Below are 23,306 nucleotides of genomic sequence, written 5' to 3' on the forward strand. Positions count from 1 at the left end.
CGCATCGGCAAAGACGAGGAAGCTGATCGTGCGGCGGTAATCGATCCGGCCTCATCGCGGCGGGCCGGTCGTGCCCAACCTCTCGCATTTCGCTAAGAAAACGGAAGCGCAGGTCCTCCGGCGTCACGTGGTGGAACAGGTCGGCCAGCCGTCTCCCATCGTCGGGACGAACCGGGCGGTCATGGATGAAGAGGCCGGTTCATACCACGGTCCGCGTCCTCAAGGCCAACTCACCCGAACCTGCAAACCCGCCGCCCACCGGAGCGCCAGCATGGCTCGCTCGTATCATCGCTTCCCGCGAGTGTTCTGCCCGGCACCGTTCAGGCACGCGCCGAAGCACAGACCAGATCGCGCGCGCCTCGTCGCCATACGCCGACGGTAGCGCAGGCGGCGCCCTATGGCGTCGGTGTGGTGGCCACTTATGCACCGCCCTCTGCGCAAATGCTCGGTGCGTGGCGCTTGGCCCGGCACATCGGCGCATCCGCCGCAACCAGCGCGGGAAGCGTCGGACGTTGGGGCCGGCATCCCGTCGCATCGTGGTCACCTCGTCCGAGGCGCCCATGTGATGCTCAGTCTGCGCACGCCACGCCCGCGCGCGACCCCCTACGCCTTCTTCGCCCCGAACAGGCGACCCAGCATTGCCTCCGCCGCCTTGCCGACCGCCTCAGCGATCGCCTGCGGATCGGGCTGCGTGTGGGTGCCCTGCGGCGGCGCAGGTGGGGAGGGTGGCGATGGGGGTGCCGGGGGAGCGGGCGGAGCGGGCGGCGACGCAGGCTTGGGCGCACCGGCTGGCGTCGCACCGGCCGCACCCGCCGCCTCTCGCTTCGCCTTGCCGTTCGCGACTGCCGCGCTCGCCGCTGCCGCCGCCATGGTCAGCCCCGCCGCCAGCATCTCGCGGCCTTGCGGGCTGTTGGCCTTGTCCAGCAACGCGCCGCCGATCTCGCGCAGGTCTTTCGGGATGCGGATGCCCAATATGTCCTTGGGCAGCTTCGTCTCCTGACCGGCCGCCCCTGACGCCGCCTGCGCCTTCGCCTGTGCCTTGGCCTTCTTGTTATTCTTGCCCATCGCCCGCCTCCGCCGATTGTGTGTCAGCAATGTAAGACACTGGGGCTCACGCGCAAGGGCAGCCATCGGCACGCTGGCAACTTCCCGCCTGCATTCCTACCTCCTGCCATCTGGTATCCCGCTCGGAACGGAAGTAGAACTTACCCCATGTCCCTGACTCAGATTTCTCAGCTTAGGTGTTCCGTATGCTGACAACCATAAGCGTCCGCGGCGCGCGGGAGCACAACCTCAAGGACGTCGACATCGACATCCCCCGCGACACGCTGACGGTGATCACCGGCCTCAGCGGCAGCGGCAAGTCGTCCCTCGCCTTCGACACCATCTATGCCGAGGGGCAGCGCCGCTACGTCGAGTCGCTCTCCGCCTATGCGCGCCAGTTTCTGGAGCTGATGCAGAAGCCGGACGTCGACCATATCGAGGGCCTGTCGCCCGCCATCTCGATCGAGCAGAAGACGACCAGCCGCAACCCGCGCTCCACCGTCGCCACCGTGACGGAGATCTACGATTACATGCGCCTGCTCTGGGCGCGCGTCGGCATCCCCTATTCGCCCGCCACGGGGGAACCGATCGCCGCGCAGCAGGTCAGCCAGATGGTCGACCGCGTCATGGCCCTGCCGGAGGGGACGCGCCTGTACCTGCTCGCCCCCGTGGTGCGCGGCCGCAAGGGCGAATACCGCAAGGAACTGGCCGAGTGGCAAAAGGCCGGCTTCACCCGCGTCCGCATCGACGGGGAAATCCATGAGATCGACGAGGCGCCCGCCCTCGACAAGAAGTACAAGCACGACATCGAGGTCGTCGTGGACCGCCTCGTCGTGCGTCCGGGTGACGGCGACAACTCCATCGCCACCCGCCTGGCGGAAAGCTTCGAGGCCGCGCTGAAGCTCGCCGACGGCCTCGCCTATGTCGACCCAGCCGATCCAGTCGAGCCGCACACGCCCAAATCCGCCGTCCTCGGCGACCACGCCCCTCCCGGCCGCATCGTCTTTTCCGAACGCTTCGCCTGCCCCGTCTCCGGCTTTACCATTCCGGAGATCGAGCCGCGCCTGTTCTCCTTCAACGCGCCGCAGGGTGCCTGCCCCGCCTGCGACGGCCTGGGCGAAAAGCTGCTGTTCGACGAGGATCTCGTCGTCCCCAACCACGCCCTCTCCATCAAGAAGGGCGCCGTCGTCCCCTGGGCGAAGTCCAACCCGCCATCGCCCTATTACATGCAGGTCCTCGGTTCCCTCGCGCGCGAGCTGGGCTTTTCCATCGACGCTCCCTGGTCCGACCTCGACCCGAAGGTGCAGGACGCCATCCTCCACGGCACCAAGGGCAAACCCGTCACCCTGACCTTTGTCGACGGCAAGAAGTCCTACGACGTGAAGAAGCCGTTCGAGGGCGTGATCGGCAACCTCAACCGCCGCATGCTCCAGACCGAAAGCGCCTTCATGCGCGAGGAGCTGTCCCGCTACCAATCCGCCCGCCCGTGCGAGACGTGCGGCGGCGCCCGCCTCAAGCCGGAGGCGCTGGCCGTCAAGATCGCGCACCAGGACATCAGCCACGCCACCCGCCTGTCGGTGGTCGACGCGCTCGCCTTCTTCACCGACCTGCCGAACCACCTCGGCGATCAGCAGCGCGCCATCGCGGAGCGCATCCTGAAGGAGATCGTGGAGCGGCTCGGCTTCCTCAACAATGTCGGCCTCGACTATCTCAACCTCGACCGCACGTCCGGCACCCTGTCCGGCGGCGAGAGCCAGCGCATCCGCCTGGCGTCGCAGATCGGCTCCGGCCTGTCGGGCGTCCTCTACGTCCTCGATGAGCCGTCGATCGGCCTGCACCAGCGCGACAACGACATGCTGCTCGCCACGCTGCGCCGCCTGCGCGACCTCGGCAACACCGTGCTGGTGGTGGAGCATGACGAGGACGCGATCCGCACCGCCGATTACGTGATCGACATGGGCCCCGGCGCCGGCGTCCATGGCGGCCGCGTCGTGGCCCAGGGCACGCTCCCCGAACTCCTCGCGTCACAGGGCAGCGTCACCGCCGACTATCTTAACGGCACGCGAGAGGTCGCCGTGCCCGCCAAACGCCGCAAGGGCGCGGGCAAGAAGCTCACCGTCCACAACGCCACCGCCAACAACCTGCGCGGCGTCACCGCGTCGATCCGGCTCGGCACCTTCACCTGCATCACCGGCGTGTCCGGCAGCGGAAAGTCGTCCTTCACCATCGACACCCTGTTCGCCGCCGCCAGCCGCAGCCTGAACGGCGCCCGCATCCTCGCCGGCAAGCACGACAGGATCACCGGCCTGGACAAGCTCGACAAGGTCATCGACATCGACCAGTCCCCGATAGGCCGCACCCCCCGCTCGAACCCCGCCACCTATACCGGCGCCTTTACCCAGATCCGCGACTGGTTCGCCGGCCTGCCGGAGGCGCAGGCGCGCGGCTACAAGCCCGGCCGCTTCTCCTTCAACGTCAAGGGCGGCCGGTGCGAGGCGTGCCAGGGCGACGGCGTGCTCAAGATAGAGATGCACTTCCTCCCCGACGTCTACGTCACCTGCGACGTCTGCCACGGCGCCCGCTACAATCGCGAAACGCTGGAGGTGAAGTTCAAGGGCAAGTCGATCGCCGACGTCCTCGACATGAACGTCGACGACGCCGCCGAGTTCTTCAAGGCCGTGCCCCCCATCCGCGACAAGATGGCCATGCTGGCGGAGGTCGGCCTGGGTTACGTCAAGGTCGGGCAACAGGCGACGACCCTCTCCGGCGGCGAGGCACAGCGCGTCAAGCTCGCCAAGGAACTCGCCCGCCGGGCCACCGGCAACACGCTCTACATCCTCGATGAGCCGACCACGGGCCTCCACTTCGAGGACGTCCGCAAGCTGCTGGAGGTCCTCCACGCGCTGGTCGAGCAGGGGAATACGGTGGTCGTGATCGAGCACAATCTCGACGTCATCAAGACGGCCGACTGGATCGTCGACCTGGGGCCGGAGGGCGGCGTCAAGGGCGGCGAGATCGTCGCGGTCGGCACGCCGGAGGACGTGGCCAAGGAGCCGCGGAGCTACACGGGGCGGTATCTTGCGCCGTTGCTGGAGCGGGGGAAGGGGAGTGGTGCCAGTGCGGAAAAGGAGGCGGCGGAGTAGAGTGGCTGGTCGTAAACAGCATTACATTCCGCAATTCCTACTGAGATCTTTCGCAGAGCCCGCTTCCGGTGATAAGCTTCAAATCAGAGTCTTTACACGGGGTAAAAGCTTTGTTGTGCCAACTGACGGTATAGCAGCGCAGCGAGAATTCTACTCCAAACTAAGTGACGACTCAGTCACTCTTGATGATCGAATTACATATGCGAAGAGTGAGTATGCTGACTTATTCAGAAAGCTTGTTAAACATGACGCTGGAGATGTCGATAGCAGTGACGTTGCGCGACTATTAACTCACCTGAGTGTTAGAGGCAATCATATAAGGTCAACTGCGGCCGCTGCTAACGCCTACGCGCTTTCACGTGTGACTGAGCTTTTGTCCGACGTAAGCTACGTGAAGCGTATGATGGGATTCGGTCTTACAGAACCACCTGTCCGCATTAAAAAAGTTCTTGATGATGAATATAACAAACGCCAGCAGCACCTTGGAAGGGTGCGTGTAAGTAGACATGGATTTCGCCGTTTTATGTTCACGCAGATGAACGAGAGATGGGACGAGCTATTCAGCAGTGGTCTTGATATGAAATCGGTCGCTGGTCTGACGGACATTGCCGGGATAGCACGCGAGGCTCACAATGAGGTTCTTTTACATGACTTCGAGCCAACACAACGCGTTTCTGCGTTAGAGGTATTGGATTGGCAGATTAAAGTAGGGACGACGCCCACCTTTGTCCTGACCGACGCTATCGCATTGGCGCATGATCCGAGCAGAGGTGCAATGCCAGCGATGTTCACAGGCCTTGACGATATACAAGGCGTTCTATTTCCACTTTCGCCAACCCGTGCAGTGTGTGCGGGGGTATATGCCGATGATGCAGTTCTTGAAGCCCTGACCTGCAACTTCAGGAACTTTGCGGCAAGCGCCTCTTGGGAATTTGTTATCGCGCCGCCGTCCTATGGGGCAGAAGCTGTGAATGGTGAATTGATAGGTTCCTGCGTGGGCAGCCTTATCTTTGAAAAGATAGAGGAGGCCGTAGCCGAGTCTCTGGCTGAACCTTTCTATAAATAGCCTACAACCCCACCGCCCTCCGTAGCGCCTCATTGATCCGCCGCTGCCACCCCGGCCCGCCCTCCCGAAACCGCTCGATCACGTCAGGGTCCAGCCGTAAAGTCACCTGACGCTTCGCGGCCTCACCTAGCGGCGGGCACCCCGCACCGGGCCACTTACCCGGCCGGATCACCGCCTCACCGACGCGCACCTCCGCCTCGGCGAACATCTGCTGTCCATTCCGGCGCGTCGTCGGGATCAACCCAATAGCTGCTCGAACCAGTGCTGTTCTCGCTCATTGCACTTCCTCATAGAGATGATGCGCTGGCCCCCTTTCGCGTTCTACACCAAATCCGCTGGCTGCCCTCCATCTTCATAACTTCATTGCTTTGATTTTGGCATTCGGCGGACTAGCTTCACGGCATGACCAAGTTCACGCCGATCGAGTCCGAGTTCGCGACCAGCGAGGATGCTGCTGCTCATGACGCTTGGTTCCGGGCCAAGGTGGAGAAGGCGTTATCATCCACGACTCCCGGCATTCCGCACGATCAGGTCATGGCCGACATGCAGGCGATCATCGAGCGCGCCAGAAAGCGGTGACGCTGCCGGTACTCTGGCGCCCGGAGGCGCTTCACGATCTTTATAGTATTGTCGGCTACATCAGCGAGCGCAATGTCGACGCGGCCGACCGCCTCGGTATTGCCATCCGCCATGCAGCGGAGCGGCTTCCGGAGCATCCGTACATGCACCGTCCCGGCCGTGTGGCGGGAACGCGGGAGGCGATCGTGCACCCCAACTACATCCTTGTTTATCGCGTTGCCGAAAACATTGACATTCTGGCGGTGTTGCATGCGCGGCAGCAATATCCCTGACACGGCCCCGACGCGGGAGTAAATCCCGCGTCGTCAGTCGGCGCTGTAGCGCCGCTGGCCGGGCACGCATTTGGCGGACACTCGCAAATAGCTGCGCTATTTTCTCGTGAAATGCGTGCTGTCCTACACGCCCCCAGCCGGCATACATCCCCCGTCCCCTTGATCCGCACAGGAGGACGCGCATGCCCCGTTCCACGCCCACGCTGCCCCATGCCGGCTGCACCTTCGTCCACCCCGCCGAGCATCCCCAGGCGGAGCCCGTCCGCACTTGGGCCGCGCATGTCGACGCCGGGCGCATCGGCACGCGTCCGCCGCCGAACCCGGACGCGCTCGCCATCCTCCACGCCACCGATGCGCTGTTCCGCTCCTTCCGCAACCCGCGTTCCGTGTGGGAGCGCGGCGCGTGAACGCCATCGCGCCCATCGCCCACGGCAGCGTGCCGAGCCCGCCCGATCCCGCGCTCCATCCCGACCACCTCGCGTCCGAAGCCGCCGTTGCCGCCGCCGCATCCTATCGCCGTCAGCGCCATGACGGCTGGACCGCCGATCGACAGCGCATCTTCCTCGAAAGCATCGCCGACGGCCACTCGACGGAGGGGGCCTGCCGCCTCGCCGGCATGTCCCCCTCCAGCGCCTATGCCTTTCGCCGCCGCGCCGCCGGGGCCGCCTTCGCGCTCGGCTGGCGCGCCGCGTCGCTGATCGCGCGCGATCATGTCGCCGACGCGATGCTCGCCCGCGCCATCGACGGCCAGACCGAAACCATCACCCGCGCCAATGGTGACGTGATCGAGCGGCACCGCTTCGACAACCGACTCGCCTCGACCATGCTCGCCCGGCTGGATCGCATGGCGGAGGCGACCGACACCGGCAGCGCCGCCGCCAACGCCTCCGCCCGCCTCGTCGCGCAGGAGTTCGACGGCTTTCTCGACCTGATCGACCGCGACGCCGGTCCCGCCCGCGCCGGGCTCTTCGTGGCCGCCCGCGACCCCGCGCTGCTCGGCGCAGGCATGGAGGCGGCGGACCTGTCGCCTGTCCTCGCCCTCGCCCGCGCTGACCGCTACCTGCGCGCCCATGCCGGCGCGGCGGCGGAGGTGGATACCGCCGACCTAGACCCCGACGCGCGCCACGACTGGACCGCCGATCAATGGACCCGCGCGGAGGCCGCCGGCCTGGTCGCCCTCGCGCCGCCCGCACCCCATGTCACCGACCCGGACGATGACGCGTTCAGCTCTCCACTTTCTCCACTTCACCGCGACGATGACGACCTGGACGACGACGAAGTCGCCGATGACGCCGATTACGAGGACGACGACGGGGAAGGGGAGGATGAAGGTGAAGGGGACGGCGAAGGCGACGGGTACGACGACCACGGCCCCTACGACCACGCCCCCTACGACCACGCCCCCGCGCCCGATCCCGACCTGTTCGACCCGGAGGGTGGGGAGCCCGTCTGGTTCGATGAGGAACGCGAGTGCTGGATGACCGACTTCGCCCCGCCCGCCGACTATGACGGGCTGGAGGAGGGGCGCTATGGCGCCCCCGACTATATGCGCGAACTGACCGAGGAGGAGGAGGCGGTCGTACACCCCCTGCGTACCGCCGCCCTCGCCAGAGAGCGCCAGGCCTCCGACGCCGCCCGCACCACCTGGTTCGCCACCCGCGCCACCACCGCGCGCGCCGCCCATTCGCCCTGCGCGGAGCCGATCCCGTCCGCCCTGCCCGCCGCCGTCCCGAACCCCGCCAAGACCACCCGCGCCACCCATTCGCCCTGCGCTGAGCCGGTCCCATCCGCCCAGCCCGCCGCAGTCCCGAAGCCCGCCAAGACCACCCGCGCCACCCACTCGCCCTGCGCGGAGCCTGTCCCGTCCGCCCAGCCCGACGCCGTCCCGAACCCCGCCACGGCCACCTGCGCCACCCACTCGCCCCGCGCGGAGCCCGTGCCATCCGCGTCGCCAACCATCTTGCCAAACCGCGCCCCCACCGCCCACGCCGCCCACTCGCGCTGCGCGGACCCGATCCCGTCCGCAAAGCCCGACGCCGTCCCGAACCCCGCCACGGCCACCTGCGCCATCCACTCGGCCTGCGCTGGGTCAGTCCCATCCGCACAGCCAACCACCCCGAACGCCGCCCCGATCACCCCGACGCCACCGCTCCCGGCAACCCCGACGCTCACAACCACGCCGTTCGATCCGCAACATTCGTCAACGCCCGCCGACACCGCGCCCTCACGCTCCCCGGCGAGCGTCTCGACAGAGCCGGCACCTGCCCACCGCCGAACCGCCTCCACCCTAACGCCGCAGCCCTCCGCCACCGACGAAACCGCAGCCCCAGGCGCCGTCGCGGCGCCGTCCACAGCGCAATTCGACGCGCGCCCGTCCGCCACCCACGAAACCACAGCCCCACGCGCCGGCGCGATGCCGTCCGCAGCGCATTCGGACGCGCAACCATCCGCCGCACCGCTCGAGACGCCACCCGCGACGGCATCGCGCGTCGCCGGCATCTTCGCCCCCGCCTGCGCCTCGCTGCCGGTCGACGGCTATCACGACCTCGTCCCCGACGCCGGCCTGTGGCGGAATGGCGAGCCACCGCCGCGCGCGGGCGGTGGGATCGGCGACTGACCGGGCAGGGCCGTCACGCCCCGCGAAACCGCACCACATCGAAAGCGTTCATCGCCCCATGCCGCCGCCGACCCCCTTGGCGCGCCGGCTTTTGGAGGAAGTGATGAGCATCTTCAGCAAGATCAAGCACGCCATCTTCGGCGACAAGGGTCCGCTCGGCGGCCAGTTCTCCGGTCACAAGGACACTGCCGACACCACCTCCGGCCATCCCCAGACCACCGGCGCCGCGCCAATCCAGCCCGCGCCCCAATCCAACCCGGCCCAGCCCAACCCCTCCGCCGCGCCGCAACAGCCGGTCGACGTCGAGCAGGTCCTGACGGGCATCGCCCAGTCCAAGGGTAATCCGAACCTCAACTGGCGCACGTCCATCGTCGACCTGATGAAGCTGCTCGACATCGACTCCAGCCTCGACAACCGCAAGGAACTGGCCACCGAACTCGGCTATACCGATGCCAAGGACGGCTCCGCCGAAATGAACATCTGGCTGCACAAGGCCGTCATGCGCGAACTGGAAAAGAACGGCGGCACCGTTCCCGCCAGCCTGAAGGACTGATGTGCGTCCGGGGCCGGATGCAACCCTTCCGGCCCCCCATCCATTATGACCCCATCGATTTTTGGGGAGAGACGAACATGCGTACCCTGGCCCTCGGCATCGTCGCCGCCGCCACGCTGGTTTCCGGCTGCATGGGTTCCGATGGTGGCTACGGCGTCGACCGTCGCTATGCCGGGTACGACTATAACCGTCCCGATCCCGCTTACGGCAGCTATGACGCCGGCCGGTACTACCGCGACGACCGCCGCTATCGCGAGCGCCGCCTGTCCCGCAACGACCGCGTCTATCGCGGCCAGGACGGCCGCTACTATTGCCGCCGCAACGACGGCACGACCGGTCTGATCGTCGGCGGCGCGGCTGGCGGCATCCTCGGCAACATCATCGCACCCGGTGGCTCCGACCTGCTCGGCACCGTCCTCGGCGCCGCCGGCGGCGCACTCGCCGGCCGTGCGATCGAGCGCAGCAACCAACCCGTCCGCTGTCGCTGAACCGCGCGGCGCAAAACTGTCCAAGAGTTGAGGTCGAGAACATGGATTGGAAGAAACTTGGCCTCGGCCTCGCCGCGTTTGGCGCCGGAGCGGCCGCTTGGACCGTCGGCGTAGCCCGCTTCGGCCCTCGCCGAGGTAGCCGCCGCCGCTACGAGGCTGATGCTTCGCAAACCACCCAAGCCGTCAAGGACGGCGGCGATGTCGTCGAAGGCGACAGCGTCACCGCCCCAATGAACCCGCGCCCCGCAACCATGGCCGCCGCCCCGGTCGGAATGGCGGAAACGGAAAAGAACCTCCCGCGCGAGGGCAGCACGGCTGGCGAAGGACATGTGCCAACCGACCTGTTGTCGGAGAGCACCCCTGGCGCCCACAATCGTGTTCCAGAGGCATTCCGTCCTGATCCCACAGCTGTTCCGACTGCAGAAGAACGCGAGGCCCTGCGCCCGGCGACAGGCCCGGCTCCGACCTTGGCGGCGGATCGTGGTTCCGGCTTCAGCGAGGCTGCGGGAGCAGCCTGAGCTAAGCCCCTCACACTTCCAAGTGGCCGACGCCAAAGTACCAGGAGTACACCAAGCCGCCGTCTGCAAGCTAAGCAGCGGCGGGCTGGGCCATCCATCCTTCCGCAAGAGCAAGAGCTGGTGGGTCGTCGACGTCGATCCAGGAGCAGTCCGATACGTCCACGATCTCCGCCGTTCCTGCCGCGGCCAGCACACGCACGCCTTCTGTGAGCGACGGCTCCGCGAGCGTGCCTAGCGCCTCGAATAGTGCCGGTCCGACAGCGAACACGCCGGTGTCATATGCATCGTGCGGCTCCAGCCCCTTGCCGATAGCGACGATGCGATCACCATCAGTCCTGACACAGGTCACATCCAACGGGTCGACCCAACCGTGACCCAGCCTGCGGTCGATGCCAAGCCGAAGGCCGGACCCGGATCCTGCTTTTGCTAGTCGAGCATAAAGGGCAGGGTCGACCAGATGGTCGCACATGGAGAGCAACGCCTCACCACTCACATGGGCTGCCGCAGCAAGAACCGACACTCCATTCGGCAGGCGCGGATCGGATGTAGCGATCTCTACAGCGATCGACGCCGTCCGCCGCGCAAGATGGTCGCGGATGGCCGCCTGGCCGTAGCCCAACACTACGACCGCTCGACTCAAACCTGCTGCAGCCAACCCGTCGAGCGCGTGGTCGATCAGGGCCTTCCCGCCGACCTCGCACAAAGGCTTGTACGGGGCCGATGACCGCAAGCGACTGCCCTCGCCGGCGGCGAGGACGATCGCGGTGGTGATGGTCATCGGCCGTGCTTTCCGGCGATCAGGCGGCCCGGATGAACTGTTCGACAGCCTCATGCGCCTGATCGTCCGTAACCTGATGACGCGGGTGCTTGCAGAAATAGGCACTGGCAGGATCCACCACGCCCTTCAAACCGCGATCACTCGCGATCTTTGCGCAACGGATCATGTCGATCGCAACGCCTGCGGAGTTCGGGCTGTCCTCGACGGAAAGGCGCAGTTCCAGGTTCATCGGCACACCGCCGAACAACTGCCCCTCCATGCGCAGGAAGCAGACCTTGTTGTCGTTCTGCCACGGCACATAGTCGGACGGGCCGATATGCACATTCTCGTCGCTCAGCCGCTCAGCCGCGACCGACTGCACCGCCTCGGTCTTGCTGATCTTCTTCGAGGCCAGGCGGCGATGATTGTGCATGTTGAGGAAGTCGGTGTTGCCACCCGTGTTCAACTGGTAGGTGCGGTCCAGCTTGACGCCGCGCTTGGCGAACAGGTCGGTCAGCACGCGGTGCACGATCGTGGCGCCCAGCTGTGCCTTGATGTCATCGCCGATGATTGGCACGCCCGCTGCCTCGAACTTTGCTGCCCATTCCGGATTGGAGGCGATGAAGACCGGGATGTTGTTGACGAATGCGACACCCGCCTCGATCGCGCACTGGGCGTAGAACTCGGTCGCTTCCTGGCTGCCCACCGGCAGGTAGTTCATCAGGACGTCGGCGCCGGAGCGCTTCAGTTCCGCGATCACGTCCTCCTTGGACGGCTGCGCGTCGTTCGCGACCAGGAACGTCCGCTCATCGGGATATTCGTCCATATGGTCCGCCACGCCGTCCAGCACCGCGCCCATACGCACGATGGTACCGGTCGGCTGTACGCCAGGTGCGAAAACGGCCGTGCAATTGGGCTTGGCGAAGATCGCCTCCGACACGTCCTTGCCCACCTTGCGGCTGTCCACGTCCCATGCGGCGACGACCTTGATGTCGCTGGGGCGATAGCCGCCCATCTCCAGGTGCATCAAGCCGACGGTGTCGTTGGTGCCCTCGCGATAATATTCCAAACCCTGGACGAGCGAGCTCGCGCAGTTGCCGATGCCGACAACGGCGATCCTGATGCTGGTCATGAGTGACGATGTTCCCTTGTTGAAAGCGCGGTCGCGAGAGGGTCGCGATCCGGAAAGCGTGATGGTCGAACGAAGCTCAACTCGACCCGGCGATGGCGCGCGATGCAGATAGCGGTGATGATCGTCAACGGCACAATCTCGAACCACCAGAACAGCTTGGGCATCCCCAGCAGACATGCGACCGTAATCGCCTGGACGCGGACATTCGCCGTGAGGAGCGCCATGACCTTCATCACCGGCGCGGCCCTTCGCCCATAGTCCTGACCCAGCCCGATCGGATCGGATGCATTGGACAGCAACCGCTCGAACTGGCCGGCCCCCCGTTCGGGAAGGCTGGCCAGACGGTCATAACCTCTCAGGAGCGGATTGCGGGTGAGGACCGGCGGGACGGCACCGGTGGCGACGCCCTTCAACCGGCGATGAAACCGGGCCCGTTCGCCCTCATACAGCATCGACTGCACCGCGTGCGCCGCACCCGCGATAATCGCCAGCGCCCATGCCCCCGCCGTGCCGATCGAGGCCGCGAGCATGACGTAGATGAGGATGAAAACGCCGTGATCGCACAGCCCGTCCAGGAAGCGGCCCAGTGGACTCGCCGTTCCGGTGGCGCGTGCGATCATGCCGTCCAGTCCATCGGCGATCAGCCAGGCGGTGCAGAGCAACAGGCCCAGCAGGACGCTCGGAACGCTGCGCCAGTCGCTGTAGCAGAATGCAGCGGCAGTCCCGAGCGCCAGCCCAATGACGGACACAGCATTGGCGGACACGCGCGCGGATAGCGCACGCGGCAGCAGCGCCCTAGCCGTCGGATGGATAACCCACAGGTTTGTCGGGTCCTCGATCCGGCGGTCGCGCGATCCATCCGGGGGAGGGACTGTCATGACCTTGTCATGATGCGCGCCCAGACGCGCATTTGCAAGAAGCCGCATCGCCGTTCGTCGCGTTTGGGCTGGCGTTCAGCGGTAGCCGCGATCCGGTCTAAGCCGCTCGCTCTCGGCCTCGGTATAAAGCCTTTTCCACATGCGGCACGACACGCTCCGCCACAATCTCGATCGCGCGTGCATTGGGATGCAACCCGTCCGGCAGTGTCAGGGTCGGATCGCCCACCACGCCATCCAGAAAGAACGGGTAAAAGGATGCCTGGTGGCGCTCGGCCACGGCCGGAAAAATTGCGTTGAAGCGCGTGGCGTAGATGCCAAGGAACGGCGGAGCGATCATCCCGCACAGCAGGGCCGGTATGCGCTGCTGTTCAAGCATGGACAGGACCGCGTCCAGATTGTCGCTGGTTCGCGCCGGATCGATCGCCCGGATTGCATCGTTCGCCCCAAGTTCCACCAGGCACAGGTCGGGAGAGCGTGCACATCGCGCCAGCACGCCGGGCAGACGTGCTAACCCTCCAGCAGTCGTGTCACCCGATCGGCCCGCATCGATCACTGCAGCGCCAGGCATTCGCGTCTGCAGAGCCCGCTGCAACTGCCGGGCAAAACCGCGATCCGGCGGCAACCCATATCCGGCCGTCAGACTGTCACCTAAGGCGAGGATCAAAGGAGATGACGAGGGGGCGGCTTCGTGCATGCCAACAACATGGGTGATCGTTCAGTCACTTACGACCTGCCAGCCGCAGGAATCCGGATCCATGTCGGGCAACCATGACGGACAGGGATCGTTCGGCAGACATGGACCACCCGCTCCTCCACGCCCAAGATTGGCGCAGCCTGGCGAGAGCCATGTTCCTGTCCGCGATTGCGCGATTCGATCGCGGGCGTCCGGTGCTGGTCTTGGGTCACTTCGACGCAGATGGGCTGAGCGCGCTCGCGATCATCGTCCGAGCACTGCGGGCATCAGGCCTCCAGGTGCAGGCCCGGCCCGTCGGCAAGGGCGAGAACCCGTGGGATCCCCGCTTTCGGCTAGAGCTTGAGGAACGCAGGCCGGGTGGCTTGATCGCGACTGACTTGGGGGTCAGGGGCGGCGACCTGCTACACGGAACGCCGACGATTATCGTCGACCACCATCGGCCAACCGGAACGCCAGGCGATGCTGTCGTCATCAGCGGACATGGATTGCAGCCGGAACCCACATCATCCCTGCTGGCATGGCACTGCGTCGGTGGCACAGCGGAGGCGGAGCCGCTGCTCTGGCTGGCTGCCATGGGCCTGATCGGCGACATGGCGCGCGACGAGGACTTCCCCGAAATCGCCGCGGCGCAGGCGGTGTACGGCAAGACGGCGTTGCGCGACGCCGTATCCCTGGTCAACGCGCCACGACGCACCGCCAGCGCCGACCCGTCACCCGCGCTCCGGCTGTTGATGGATAAGGATGGCCCGAAAGCGCTTACGAAGGGTGACGGCGAGGATGCCCAGGCCCTGCGTGTCGCCAAGGCCGAGGTCCGCGCTGAAGTGGAAATCGCGCGTCGTATCGCGCCCAAGGTTCGGGGCGACGTTGCGTTGATCCGCTTTCATTCTCCCTGCCAGATCCACCCGCTGATCGCCCAGCAATGGCGCGGCCGGCTAAAGGACAAGATCGTTCTCGCCGCCAACGACGGCTATCGCGACGGCTGGGTTCATTTCGCCGCCCGCAGCGCCACGGGCACGGACCTGATCCGGTTCCTGGCCGATCACCGCCTGGCCGGCGCCGACGCGCACTACGGCTCCGGCCATGCTCAGGCGACGGGCGGTGCGTTGCGCCAGGCCGACTGGAACGCGTTCGTCGAGGGGCTGGGCTTTCCCGAGGAGACATTTGCCGCATGACCGATCCCGCACGCCCGCTTCGGCTCGGCTTTCCCGTCAAGGTGATGGGCAAGCCCGACATGAAGTCGAACGACACGCGCAGGTGGCAGAAGAACCCTCACCTGAAATGCTCGCTGGAGGAAGTGAGCCGGGTGCTGGATTATCTCGCGTCCGAACGGCTAGACATGTATCGCATGTCGTCCGACCTGGCGCCGTACGCGACCCATCCGGACATGCCGCAATTCCACGACATGGTGAGGGAGAGCGATGCCGAACTGCGTGCGTTCGGTCAGAAGGCGCGCGCGCTGGATATTCGCCTGTCGTTCCACCCGTCGCAATATGTGCTGCTGAACAGCCCGAACGACGACCTGACCGCCAAGAGCATCTGGGACCTGTCCAGCCAGGCGGAGATGCTCGACCGCATGGAGTTGAACGACGAGGCTGTCATGGTGACCCATGTCGGCGGCGTGTATGACGACCACGAGGCCAGCCGTGCGCGCTGGATCGAGGGATATGAGAAATGTCCCGACCATGTGAAGCGCCGCCTGGTACTGGAGAATGACGACATCCGCTTCTCTGCTGCCGACGCCTTGTGGATCCATGAGCGGACAGGCGTGCGGCTGATCTTCGATTACCAGCATTTCTGGTGCCTGAATCCGGAGCGGCTCGACATGCGGCAGACGCTCGAGAAGTTCTTGGCAAGCTGGCCGGCAGGCGTGCGGCCGAAGATCCACTTCTCCTCACCCCGCACCGAAATGCGCGAGGTGAAGCAGAAGATCACCGCCAGGCAGCGCGAGAATGCCAAGGCCGGCAAGGGCAAGACTGCAAAGGGAGAGATCCTCAAGGCACCCGTAACGCCGACGGCCCGGATAAAGACCGTCCTGCGGCCACCGATCTGGACCGGCCATGCGGACTTCACCAATCCGTTCGAGTTCGCGACCTTCATGCGGATGGCCGAGGGTCTGGTCTTCGACGTGATGATGGAAGGCAAATCGAAGGACGTGAGTCTGTTGAAGCTGCGTCCCGACCTTTTGCGCTTCGCCCCCGACGTCGCGGCGCGCTTCGGCATCCACCCCGAGGACGCGGACACCCTGGCCCGCGACGAGGCTGCGTTGAACCAGGGCGTCGACACCGACGAAGAACCCGATGTTGACGAGGGGAGGAAGCTGGAAGCGGCCGAGTAGTCGTATCGCTGAAAGTGGGGGCGTCCCGGTTTCTGGCCGCCGCCCCCTCAATCGTCGCCGAGAAGCGACGACTTGCGCGGGATCGCCTCGCTGCTCTCCCGATCCTTGTCGAGACGCTCGTTTGGCCGGCGGGCATCGCCCTTGCCCTGATGCTCGGTGGACAGATTGGGATTGTCGGTTTTCGTGGTCGGTTTGATGGAATCGTCCATGGCTCACTCTCCTTGCTGCCGAAGAACCGGTGAAGGAGGGCGGCTGTTCCCCGCCATTGCCGATCGCAAGGTCAGCGCAGCGTTCCCACATCCTTCCACTTGTCGAGTATGGTAGAGGCGGCGGGCAGGCGATCCGGTTGTGGTGTCCCGCTGCCGTCAATCTCCGAACCGTGCGCCTGGCCGAGCGGCGCGGGGGCATTGGCCGCCACTACGGGAGACGTCGCCGCACCATTCGCGGCCAGGATGGGGAGCAAGAGCGGGGCCATGTCCGGCGCACCCAAATTGGGTCCGGGTACAGGTTCGCCACCGCGATACACCTGCGTGAACGCAGCCGACGTGCCCCAATACCCCTTCCACCGGTGGAACAGGTGTGCGCCTACCATGTCGGTGAATACCAGCGTGCGGTTCCAGGCCGGGGTCACGGCATAGGTATGATAATGGGTCGCCAGCCCCACCGGCGCATAGACGAAGCCGGCCAGCGCCGCCGCTGCGACGCGCGCGGCTCGGGTCAACGCCGTCGGCTCCGGCACCCGCCGCATCGCCCCGTCACAGGCAAAGCTGAACTGACAATGCGCGCGTTCCGAACCCTGATACACCACGCCGCACACCGTGGCGGGAAAGGCCGGATGGCGGACGCGGTTCAGCACGACCTGAGCCACCGCCTCCTGTCCGGCGAGAGGCTCCGACGCGGCTTCGTAATAGATCGCCTGTGTCAGGCACTGCAGCGCCCGTCCGCGATCCACCGCCGCCACATGCAGCAACGAAAAGGGTCTGGCCGGTAACACGCCAGCTTCCGCACGAATGATCGCGTCAGCCGCGGAGACGGGCACGGGCAGGGAGGGCAGGGCGATCGTGCCCGTCACCCCCGTCGCCGGGGCGGCACTCGCGGTCGAACCCGGCTCTGCCTGAGCCGCCGCGTAAAGCAGCGCGGCGCCCGGGAAATGGTCATCCGCCTCATAGCCGGCGGCGCTGGTCACCGTCGGGCTGGACACGTGATGAGCGGCCATCGCGCGGATGGCGGCACCCGCCGCCAGCAGGACACAGGCGGACAGGCCGATGACCACGGCGACCAGCCATGACCATGTCGCCACCCGCACTGCCTGCCACCCGATCCGCAACGGCGTCACGCCTCCATCCGTCATGAGGCGCTATAGCGGCACAGATCCTGCCAATCTCCTGCGCTTTCGGCGCCGTCCCGCGCCGGGACAGTCATGCGCGGCGGTAACGTGTATCCGCCCCGCGCTCGTCAGCGCGCCTTGTCGGACTTGCCGCGGCTGGCGAACAGTACCGCGCCTGCGATGGCGGCCGAGCCGATGCCCACGCCAAGGCCGATCTTCGCCAGCGGCCAGGATTTGACGCGCTGACGCGCCGCGTCGAGGGCGCCCTCGCTGCGCGCCTCGACTTCCTTCACCGCCGCCATGATCTCGTTCTGGCGTTCCTCGGGGGCTGGATCGCTCATGCACTCTCTCCTTTGTTCTGGTGGTAGCGCGCGCGAAATCCGCTGGCGAACGTGCTCAGACGCTGTTCCCGGATCGCCTCGCGCAGGTCGGACATCAGCGTCTGGTAGAACCAGATGTTGTGCTCCGTCATCAACATCGCGCCCAATATCTCTCCCGCGCGTACCAAATGATGCAGATAGGCGCGGCTCCACGTGGCACAAACCGGGCACCGACAGCTTGGGTCGAGTGGCCCCGTATCCTCGTTGAAGCGCGCGTTCCGGATGTTGATCGGGCCCTCCCGCGTGAACGCCTGGCCGGTGCGCCCGGACCTGGTGGGCAGCACGCAATCGAACATGTCGATGCCACGCTCCACCGCGCCCACGATGTCGTCCGGCTTTCCCACGCCCATCAGGTATCTCGGCTTGTCAGCAGGAAGCTGGCCCGGCGCGAAGTCGAGGCATCCGAACATCGCCGCCTGGCCCTCGCCCACGGCCAGTCCACCCACGGCATAGCCATCGAACCCGATGTCGATCAGCGCGTCGGCCGATTCCCGCCGCAGCCCCTCGTCCAGCGCGCCCTGTTGAATGCCGAACAGGGCCGCCCCTTCCGCATGGGCGCCGCCGCCATCGAACGCGGCACGGCTGCGCCTGGCCCAGCGCATAGATCGCTCCATCGCCGCCGCCTGGACCTCCCTGGTGGAGGTGGTCGGAACCAGTTCGTCGAACGCCATCACGATGTCCGAGCCGAGCAGGCGCTGGATCTCCATCGACCGCTCCGGACTAAGCAGGTGGCGTGTGCCGTCCAGGTGCGATTTGAAGGACACGCCGTCTTCCGACCTTTTGGTCAGGTCGGACAGGCTCATCACCTGATAGCCGCCCGAGTCGGTCAGGATCGGCTGCGACCAGCCCATCATGGCGTGCAATCCGCCCAACCGCGCCACCCGTTCCGCGCCCGGACGCAGCATCAGGTGATAGGTGTTGCCCAGGATGATGTCGGCACCCGCCGCGGCGACGTCGGCCGGCTTCATCGCCTTGACGGTCGCCGCCGTGCCGACCGGCATGAACGCGGGCGTTCGGATCACACCGCGTCGCATGGTGATGGCGCCGGTGCGTGCCCGGCCATCGGTCGCATCGATGGTGAAGGCGAAGCGATCGCTCACCGGACACCCCCGTTCGTCAGGTACGGTCCTTGGCCGGGCTTTCCACCCGGAATGCGTTCACCGGTGCGGGGGGCGGAATCGCGCTTGCCGCCGCGCCGGCCTGTCACAGGCCCGCGCCCATCCGCTGCCGTGGTGCGTACCGTCAGCGCCTCGGGACGAGTCACCGCATGGTCGCCATCCTTGTCGAACCGGGAAAACAGCTTGCCGAACTGGGCCAGCAACTCCGTCTCGGTGATCTTGCCATCGCCGTCGCGATCGACCTCGAACGGACTGGGCAGCGCGCCCTGATCCCCCAGCCACCGCGTCTGCCAGTCGGCAAAGGCGATATACCCCAGCGCGCCCGTTTTGGCGGTGTCGATGGCGGCAAAGCTGCGCCGGACACAATCGTCCAGCTCTGTCCTGCTGGTCCGTCCGTCACCATCCGCATCGCACGCGACGATGAACATCGCCGCCGGTTCGATGACCAGCGTCGCCGGTGTCTGTCCATTGGGCTTGCCCGGCGCGATCACCTGAACCTCCGGCGATCCGTCCTGAGCCTGCGCCGACAGCGCCGCCAGCAATAAGGGAATGAGCATCAGCTGAGCCATGAGATCGGAATAGGACAATTTGGCGGCGAATAAACGTCCGGATACCAACGCGTACGCCAGATGCCGGCCGGCACCCCATCCAGGCGCACCCGGTCAGGGGAGCAGCAACGACGCGTCTCCGTAGGAATAGAACCTGTAATCCGCCGCAACCGCGTGAGCGTAAGCCGCTTTCATCCGCTCCAGCCCCATCAGGGCCGAGACCAGCATGAACAGGGTCGATCGCGGCAGGTGGAAGTTCGTCAACAGGCCATCGATTCCGCGAAAGCGATAGCCGGGGGTTATGAAGATCGCCGTGTCACCATCGAACGGGCCGATTACGCCATCCTCTCCCGTGGCGCTTTCTATCACGCGCAGGGACGTGGTGCCGACGGCGATCACGCGTCCGCCAGCGGATCGTACCGCGTTGAGCCGGTCGGCGGTTGCCTGGCTAATCCGACCCCATTCGGCGTGCATGCGATGGTGGCTGGTGTCATCGGCTTTTACCGGCAGAAACGTGCCTGCGCCGACGTGCAGGGTGAGGGTGGTATGGCCGATGCCTGCGGCATCCAGCGTTTCCATCAACCCGGGCGTGAAATGCAGGGCGGCCGTGGGAGCGGCGACCGCGCCGGGATCGCTCGCGAACATGGTCTGGTAATCGTCCGCGTCCTGCGCGTCCGGCGTGCGCCGCGCGGCGATGTACGGGGGCAGGGGCATGCGTCCCGCACGGTTCAGCAACAGCTCCACGGGATCGACGCCGCCGAACTCCAGAGCCCAGCTGCCATCATCCTCACGGTCCAGCGCTGTCGCGAAGACACCGTCGGCAAAGTCGATCCGGTCGCCATGCGAAAGGCGCCGTCCGTTGCGGATGAACGCCCGCCAGCGCCGCGGTCCTTCCCGCTTGTGCAGGGTCGCGCCGATCCGCGCTTCGCCTCGCGTGCCGTCCAGTTGGGCGGGGATGACCCGGGTGTCGTTGAACACCAGCATGTCACCGGCTCGCAGGCAGGCGGGCAGATCGCTCACCTGCCGATCCTTGGTCCGGCCGTCAGCCAGCACCAGCATACGGGCAGAATCGCGCGGAACCGCCGGGCGAAGCGCGATCCGCTCCGCCGGCAGTTCGAAATCGAACAGGTCGACCTTCACCGGCGCTTGGGAGCCGCCTTGGACGCCGTCGGCGCGGCAAGTTTCGGAGCGGCGACGTTCGCCCCCGCCTTTGCAGGCGGCGTCGGCGTCAGCTGCGGCACGGGCGGTGCCGGCTGGTACGGCGGCGGCGTGTCGGCGGCAATATAGGCGTGCAGGATGCGCGACGGGCTGACCGGCGGCTCGCCACGCTGGATCGCGTCGACATACTGCATGCCGTCGATGACACGGCCGAAGACCGTGTACTTCTTGTCGAGCGTCAGCTTGGGCTGAAACACGATAAAGAACTGGCTGTTGGCCGTGTTCGGCGCATCGGTGCGGGCCGCCGACACGGCGCCACGGACGTGGGGCAGCGCGTTGAACTCCGCCTCCAGATCGGGCAGCTGCGATCCGCCGGTGCCGTCGCCCTTCGGATCGCCACCCTGCGCCATGAAGCCGTCGATCACTCGGTGAAACACCAGCCCGTCGTAGAAATGCTGGCGGGTCAGGGTCTTGATCCGCTCCACGGTCTTCGGCGCCATGTCCGGGCGCAACATGATGGTCACGCGCCCGCCGGTCGACAGGTCGAGCATCCAGATGTTCTGCAGGTCGCCCGGCTTCGGTGCAGTCACCGGGGCGGGGGCGGCGGGTGCGGGCGCGGTCGCTCCGGTCTGCGCGGCGGCGGGGCCGGCCATGACGAAAGCGGTCAACGCGAAAAGACTGGCAAGGCGGCGCATCGGGTCCCCAACGATCTGGAAGGCGCGGCTGTAGAGCAAATCCGCCATTGCGCCAATCTGAACGTCAGCGTGGATCGCCGGTCCGTTCCGCGACCCGCGCCACCATCTGGTCGCGCACGGTCGGGGTGACGAACTTCCCGATCTCACCCCCGAACAGGGCGATTTCCTTCACCAGCCGCGACGCGATCGGTTGCAGCGCGACGTCCGCCATCAGGAACACCGTCTCGACGCGGTTATTCAGCTGCTGGTTCATGCCGGCCATCTGATATTCGTATTCGAAGTCGGCGACCGCCCTCAGCCCGCGAATGATGACCGACGCGTTCTGGGCAGTGGCGAAGTGCATCAGCAACGAATCGAATGGCACCACGCGAATGTCGCCGCCGATGCCGGCCACCTCCCGCTCCACCGTGGCGACCCGCTCATCCAGCGTGAACATCGGGCTCTTGGACGGGTTGGTCGCCACGCCGATGACGAGGCGGTCGACCAGCTTGGCGCCGCGACGGATGATGTCCATGTGACCCAGCGTGATCGGGTCGAACGTTCCGGGATAGACGCCGATCCGCGTCACCGGTCGCGTTCCTCTACGAAGCGGGCAATGGCCCGCAACAGGTCCGCCTCCGTGCCGAAGGCGTGCAGGTGCGCGATCGCCTGTTCGACCAGCATGCGGCATTGCTCGCGCGCCCGATCGACGCCGAGCAGGGTCAGGAACGTCTCCTTGCCCTGTTCGCCGTCCTTGCGCAGCCGCTTGCCCGCCACCGCCTCGTCGCCTTCCGCGTCGAGCAGGTCGTCGGCGATCTGGAAGGCGAGGCCCAGGTCATGGGCGTACCCGCGCAATCCTGTGCGCCCTTCCGCCGGCAGTCGGCCGAGAATGGCGCCCGCCTCGACGGACGCGGCGATCAGCGCGCCGGTCTTCAGCGCCTGGAGCCGGGTGACGGTCGCCAGGTCGAATCCGCCCCGGTCGGCGGCCAGGTCCATCATCTGCCCACCGGCCATGCCCGCCGGACCGGCGGCGCGGGCCAGGTCCAGCACCAGTTCCGCGCGGACGAACGGGTCGGCATGCGTGGCCGGGTCGGCCAGCACCTCGAACGCCAGCGCGTGCAGGCAATCGCCCGCCAGCACGGCAGTCGCCTCATCGAACGCCTTGTGCACGGTCGGCTTGCCGCGACGCATGTCGTCGTCGTCCATCGCCGGCAGGTCGTCATGGATCAACGAATAGACATGGATCGCCTCGATCGCCGTGGCGACGCGGGCGGTGCTGTCGCGGTCGACGTTGAACAGTGCCGCCGTGGCGAAGACCAGCACGGGGCGCAGGCGCTTGCCCCCGCCGATCGTGGCATGGCGCATCGCGCGGTACAGGTCGGCGCGTGCATCGTCGGGCACGCGCAGCATGTCGTCGAAGCGGCTGTCGATCTCCGCCGCGATCTCCGCCATCGCGGCGGTCAGCATCTCGCTTGCCACGGGTCAGTTCGCCGCGAAGGGTCGGGTGCCGGCCGCACGACCGTCCGCATCGGTGCGGATCGCCTCGATCCGGGCCTGCGCCGCGTCCAGCCGCTCGGCACAGCGCTGGCGCAGCTGGTCGCCGCGTTCGTACAGGCCGATCGCCTCGTCCAGCGTCGCGTCGCCGCTTTCCAGGCGCGAGACGATCCGCTCCAGTTCCTTCAGCGCGTCCTCGAACGACAGATCCTGGACCGGCAATTCGGGGGTTTCGGTGGTCATGCCCGCGCTATGCGGCACCGACCTGCCGCGCGCAACCCGATCCGCGCGCCGCGTGGATCACCGCAGGTGCGGGGAGGTCCAGGTGTAGAGCAGCGACACGCCCACCAGCCCCAGGTCCAGCGCCGCCTGCATCCGGTGCGGTGCGGGGTCGGCGGGGTCATGCATCATCAGGCGTATGTCGGCGCTGGGATGTCGCGTGGCGGACACGGCGATCAGCAGCAATGTCGCAACAGCTAATCCGATCCTGCGACGTCGCATGGCCAGCCTCCCGGTGGGAGTCGCCATAAA

At 66.4% G+C, this 23,306-nt stretch carries 28 protein-coding genes; 11 read left to right on the forward strand and 17 right to left on the reverse strand.

The window, feature by feature from the left end:
* Positions 1–603: 603 nt before the first annotated feature.
* The gene (locus tag BMX37_RS18755; protein WP_170841838.1) at positions 604–1,065 is read right to left on the reverse strand and encodes a hypothetical protein; all 462 of its coding nucleotides are present in this window, start codon (positions 1,063–1,065) and stop codon (positions 604–606) included.
* A gap of 185 nt (positions 1,066–1,250) precedes the next feature.
* Here BMX37_RS18755 and uvrA point away from each other — a divergent pair, with 185 nt between their 5' ends.
* Entirely contained in the window at positions 1,251–4,187 is a 2,937-nt protein-coding gene (gene uvrA / locus BMX37_RS06490) for an excinuclease ABC subunit UvrA (protein ID WP_093664677.1), read from the forward strand.
* A 1-nt stretch (position 4,188) separates the two neighbouring features.
* Entirely contained in the window at positions 4,189–5,253 is a 1,065-nt protein-coding gene (locus BMX37_RS06495) for a DUF4238 domain-containing protein (protein WP_170841867.1), read from the forward strand.
* Between the two features lies 1 nt (position 5,254).
* On the opposite strand, the gene BMX37_RS06500 is transcribed toward BMX37_RS06495, so the two are convergent.
* The gene (locus BMX37_RS06500) at positions 5,255–5,461 is read right to left on the reverse strand and encodes a BrnA antitoxin family protein (protein ID WP_093664681.1); all 207 of its coding nucleotides are present in this window, start codon (positions 5,459–5,461) and stop codon (positions 5,255–5,257) included.
* Positions 5,462–5,655: 194 nt separating this feature from the next.
* Between BMX37_RS06500 and relB the strand changes: the two genes are divergently transcribed.
* The 7 genes from relB to BMX37_RS06545 all read left to right on the forward strand — a co-directional run bounded on the left by relB (position 5,656) and on the right by BMX37_RS06545 (position 10,280).
* A complete protein-coding gene (gene relB / locus BMX37_RS06505; protein WP_093664683.1) occupies positions 5,656–5,832 on the forward strand; it encodes a type II toxin-antitoxin system RelB family antitoxin in 177 nt (58 codons plus the stop codon).
* Positions 5,829–6,104, forward strand: a complete 276-nt coding sequence (locus BMX37_RS06510) for a type II toxin-antitoxin system RelE/ParE family toxin (protein WP_093664685.1) — start codon at positions 5,829–5,831, stop codon at positions 6,102–6,104. The genes relB and BMX37_RS06510 overlap by 4 nt, the downstream gene beginning before the upstream one ends.
* 182 nt (positions 6,105–6,286) lie before the next feature.
* Entirely contained in the window at positions 6,287–6,511 is a 225-nt protein-coding gene (locus BMX37_RS06515) for a hypothetical protein (RefSeq protein ID WP_093664687.1), read from the forward strand.
* The gene (locus BMX37_RS18475) at positions 6,508–8,721 is read left to right on the forward strand and encodes a hypothetical protein (RefSeq protein WP_139198040.1); all 2,214 of its coding nucleotides are present in this window, start codon (positions 6,508–6,510) and stop codon (positions 8,719–8,721) included. The genes BMX37_RS06515 and BMX37_RS18475 overlap by 4 nt, the downstream gene beginning before the upstream one ends.
* A 103-nt stretch (positions 8,722–8,824) precedes the next feature.
* Complete coding sequence (locus BMX37_RS06535) at positions 8,825–9,274, forward strand: DUF3597 domain-containing protein (protein ID WP_093664846.1); 450 nt, start codon at positions 8,825–8,827, stop codon at positions 9,272–9,274.
* Positions 9,275–9,351: 77 nt separating this feature from the next.
* Positions 9,352–9,762, forward strand: a complete 411-nt coding sequence (locus tag BMX37_RS06540; protein WP_093664847.1) for a glycine zipper 2TM domain-containing protein — start codon at positions 9,352–9,354, stop codon at positions 9,760–9,762.
* Between the two features lie 41 nt (positions 9,763–9,803).
* Entirely contained in the window at positions 9,804–10,280 is a 477-nt protein-coding gene (locus BMX37_RS06545) for a hypothetical protein (RefSeq protein ID WP_093664692.1), read from the forward strand.
* A gap of 70 nt (positions 10,281–10,350) precedes the next feature.
* Here the strand turns inward: BMX37_RS06545 and BMX37_RS06550 are convergent, their stop codons facing one another.
* The 4 genes from BMX37_RS06550 to BMX37_RS06565 all read right to left on the reverse strand — a co-directional run bounded on the left by BMX37_RS06550 (position 10,351) and on the right by BMX37_RS06565 (position 13,741).
* Positions 10,351–11,058 (reverse strand): phosphocholine cytidylyltransferase family protein, encoded by a 708-nt coding sequence (locus BMX37_RS06550; RefSeq protein WP_093664694.1) that lies wholly within the window; start codon positions 11,056–11,058, stop codon positions 10,351–10,353.
* Between the two features lie 19 nt (positions 11,059–11,077).
* Positions 11,078–12,169, reverse strand: coding sequence for an inositol-3-phosphate synthase (locus tag BMX37_RS06555; RefSeq protein WP_093664696.1), 1,092 nt, complete (start codon positions 12,167–12,169; stop codon positions 11,078–11,080).
* Positions 12,166–13,047 carry a CDP-alcohol phosphatidyltransferase family protein gene (locus BMX37_RS06560; protein ID WP_093664849.1) on the reverse strand — a complete coding sequence of 294 codons (882 nt, stop codon included), beginning with the start codon at positions 13,045–13,047 and terminating at the stop codon, positions 12,166–12,168. Before BMX37_RS06560 ends, BMX37_RS06555 begins: the two co-directional genes overlap by 4 nt.
* A 97-nt stretch (positions 13,048–13,144) precedes the next feature.
* The gene (locus tag BMX37_RS06565) at positions 13,145–13,741 is read right to left on the reverse strand and encodes an arylesterase (RefSeq protein WP_093664698.1); all 597 of its coding nucleotides are present in this window, start codon (positions 13,739–13,741) and stop codon (positions 13,145–13,147) included.
* Between the two features lie 101 nt (positions 13,742–13,842).
* On the opposite strand from BMX37_RS06565, the gene BMX37_RS06570 reads away from it, so the two are divergent.
* Together BMX37_RS06570 and uvsE are read left to right on the forward strand one after the other, a co-directional pair.
* Positions 13,843–14,913, forward strand: coding sequence for a single-stranded-DNA-specific exonuclease RecJ family protein (locus tag BMX37_RS06570; protein WP_212611400.1), 1,071 nt, complete (start codon positions 13,843–13,845; stop codon positions 14,911–14,913).
* Positions 14,910–16,076: a UV DNA damage repair endonuclease UvsE gene (uvsE, locus tag BMX37_RS06575; RefSeq protein ID WP_093664702.1), complete on the forward strand. Its 1,167-nt coding sequence runs from the start codon at positions 14,910–14,912 to the stop codon at positions 16,074–16,076. The genes BMX37_RS06570 and uvsE overlap by 4 nt, the downstream gene beginning before the upstream one ends.
* Before the next feature lie 47 nt (positions 16,077–16,123).
* Here uvsE and BMX37_RS18760 read toward each other — a convergent pair whose 3' ends face one another.
* The 11 genes from BMX37_RS18760 to BMX37_RS06625 all read right to left on the reverse strand — a co-directional run bounded on the left by BMX37_RS18760 (position 16,124) and on the right by BMX37_RS06625 (position 23,276).
* Positions 16,124–16,285 carry a hypothetical protein gene (locus tag BMX37_RS18760; RefSeq protein ID WP_170841868.1) on the reverse strand — a complete coding sequence of 54 codons (162 nt, stop codon included), beginning with the start codon at positions 16,283–16,285 and terminating at the stop codon, positions 16,124–16,126.
* Positions 16,286–16,356: 71 nt separating this feature from the next.
* On the reverse strand, positions 16,357–17,412 hold the full coding sequence (locus BMX37_RS06580; RefSeq protein WP_244501425.1) for a cell wall hydrolase: 1,056 nt from the start codon (positions 17,410–17,412) through the stop codon (positions 16,357–16,359).
* Between the two features lie 119 nt (positions 17,413–17,531).
* Positions 17,532–17,744 (reverse strand): hypothetical protein, encoded by a 213-nt coding sequence (locus BMX37_RS06585; RefSeq protein ID WP_093664706.1) that lies wholly within the window; start codon positions 17,742–17,744, stop codon positions 17,532–17,534.
* Complete coding sequence (tgt, locus tag BMX37_RS06590) at positions 17,741–18,883, reverse strand: tRNA guanosine(34) transglycosylase Tgt (RefSeq protein WP_093664708.1); 1,143 nt, start codon at positions 18,881–18,883, stop codon at positions 17,741–17,743. The genes BMX37_RS06585 and tgt overlap by 4 nt, the downstream gene beginning before the upstream one ends.
* The gene (locus tag BMX37_RS06595; RefSeq protein WP_139198041.1) at positions 18,880–19,458 is read right to left on the reverse strand and encodes an EF-hand domain-containing protein; all 579 of its coding nucleotides are present in this window, start codon (positions 19,456–19,458) and stop codon (positions 18,880–18,882) included. The genes tgt and BMX37_RS06595 overlap by 4 nt, the downstream gene beginning before the upstream one ends.
* A gap of 105 nt (positions 19,459–19,563) precedes the next feature.
* On the reverse strand, positions 19,564–20,589 hold the full coding sequence (gene queA, locus BMX37_RS06600) for a tRNA preQ1(34) S-adenosylmethionine ribosyltransferase-isomerase QueA (RefSeq protein ID WP_093664710.1): 1,026 nt from the start codon (positions 20,587–20,589) through the stop codon (positions 19,564–19,566).
* Positions 20,586–21,302: a peptidylprolyl isomerase gene (locus BMX37_RS06605; RefSeq protein WP_093664851.1), complete on the reverse strand. Its 717-nt coding sequence runs from the start codon at positions 21,300–21,302 to the stop codon at positions 20,586–20,588. The genes queA and BMX37_RS06605 overlap by 4 nt, the downstream gene beginning before the upstream one ends.
* A gap of 64 nt (positions 21,303–21,366) precedes the next feature.
* Positions 21,367–21,870: a pantetheine-phosphate adenylyltransferase gene (gene coaD / locus BMX37_RS06610; protein WP_280139229.1), complete on the reverse strand. Its 504-nt coding sequence runs from the start codon at positions 21,868–21,870 to the stop codon at positions 21,367–21,369.
* A complete protein-coding gene (locus tag BMX37_RS06615; RefSeq protein WP_425288440.1) occupies positions 21,867–22,733 on the reverse strand; it encodes a polyprenyl synthetase family protein in 867 nt (288 codons plus the stop codon). Before BMX37_RS06615 ends, coaD begins: the two co-directional genes overlap by 4 nt.
* Positions 22,734–22,763: 30 nt before the next feature.
* Positions 22,764–23,018, reverse strand: coding sequence for an exodeoxyribonuclease VII small subunit (locus BMX37_RS06620; RefSeq protein ID WP_093664715.1), 255 nt, complete (start codon positions 23,016–23,018; stop codon positions 22,764–22,766).
* A 57-nt stretch (positions 23,019–23,075) separates the two neighbouring features.
* Complete coding sequence (locus BMX37_RS06625; protein ID WP_093664717.1) at positions 23,076–23,276, reverse strand: hypothetical protein; 201 nt, start codon at positions 23,274–23,276, stop codon at positions 23,076–23,078.
* Between the last annotated feature and the right edge of the window lie 30 nt (positions 23,277–23,306).

It is taken from the genome of Sphingomonas gellani (assembly GCF_900110035.1).
Lineage (GTDB): Bacteria > Pseudomonadota > Alphaproteobacteria > Sphingomonadales > Sphingomonadaceae > Sphingomonas > Sphingomonas gellani.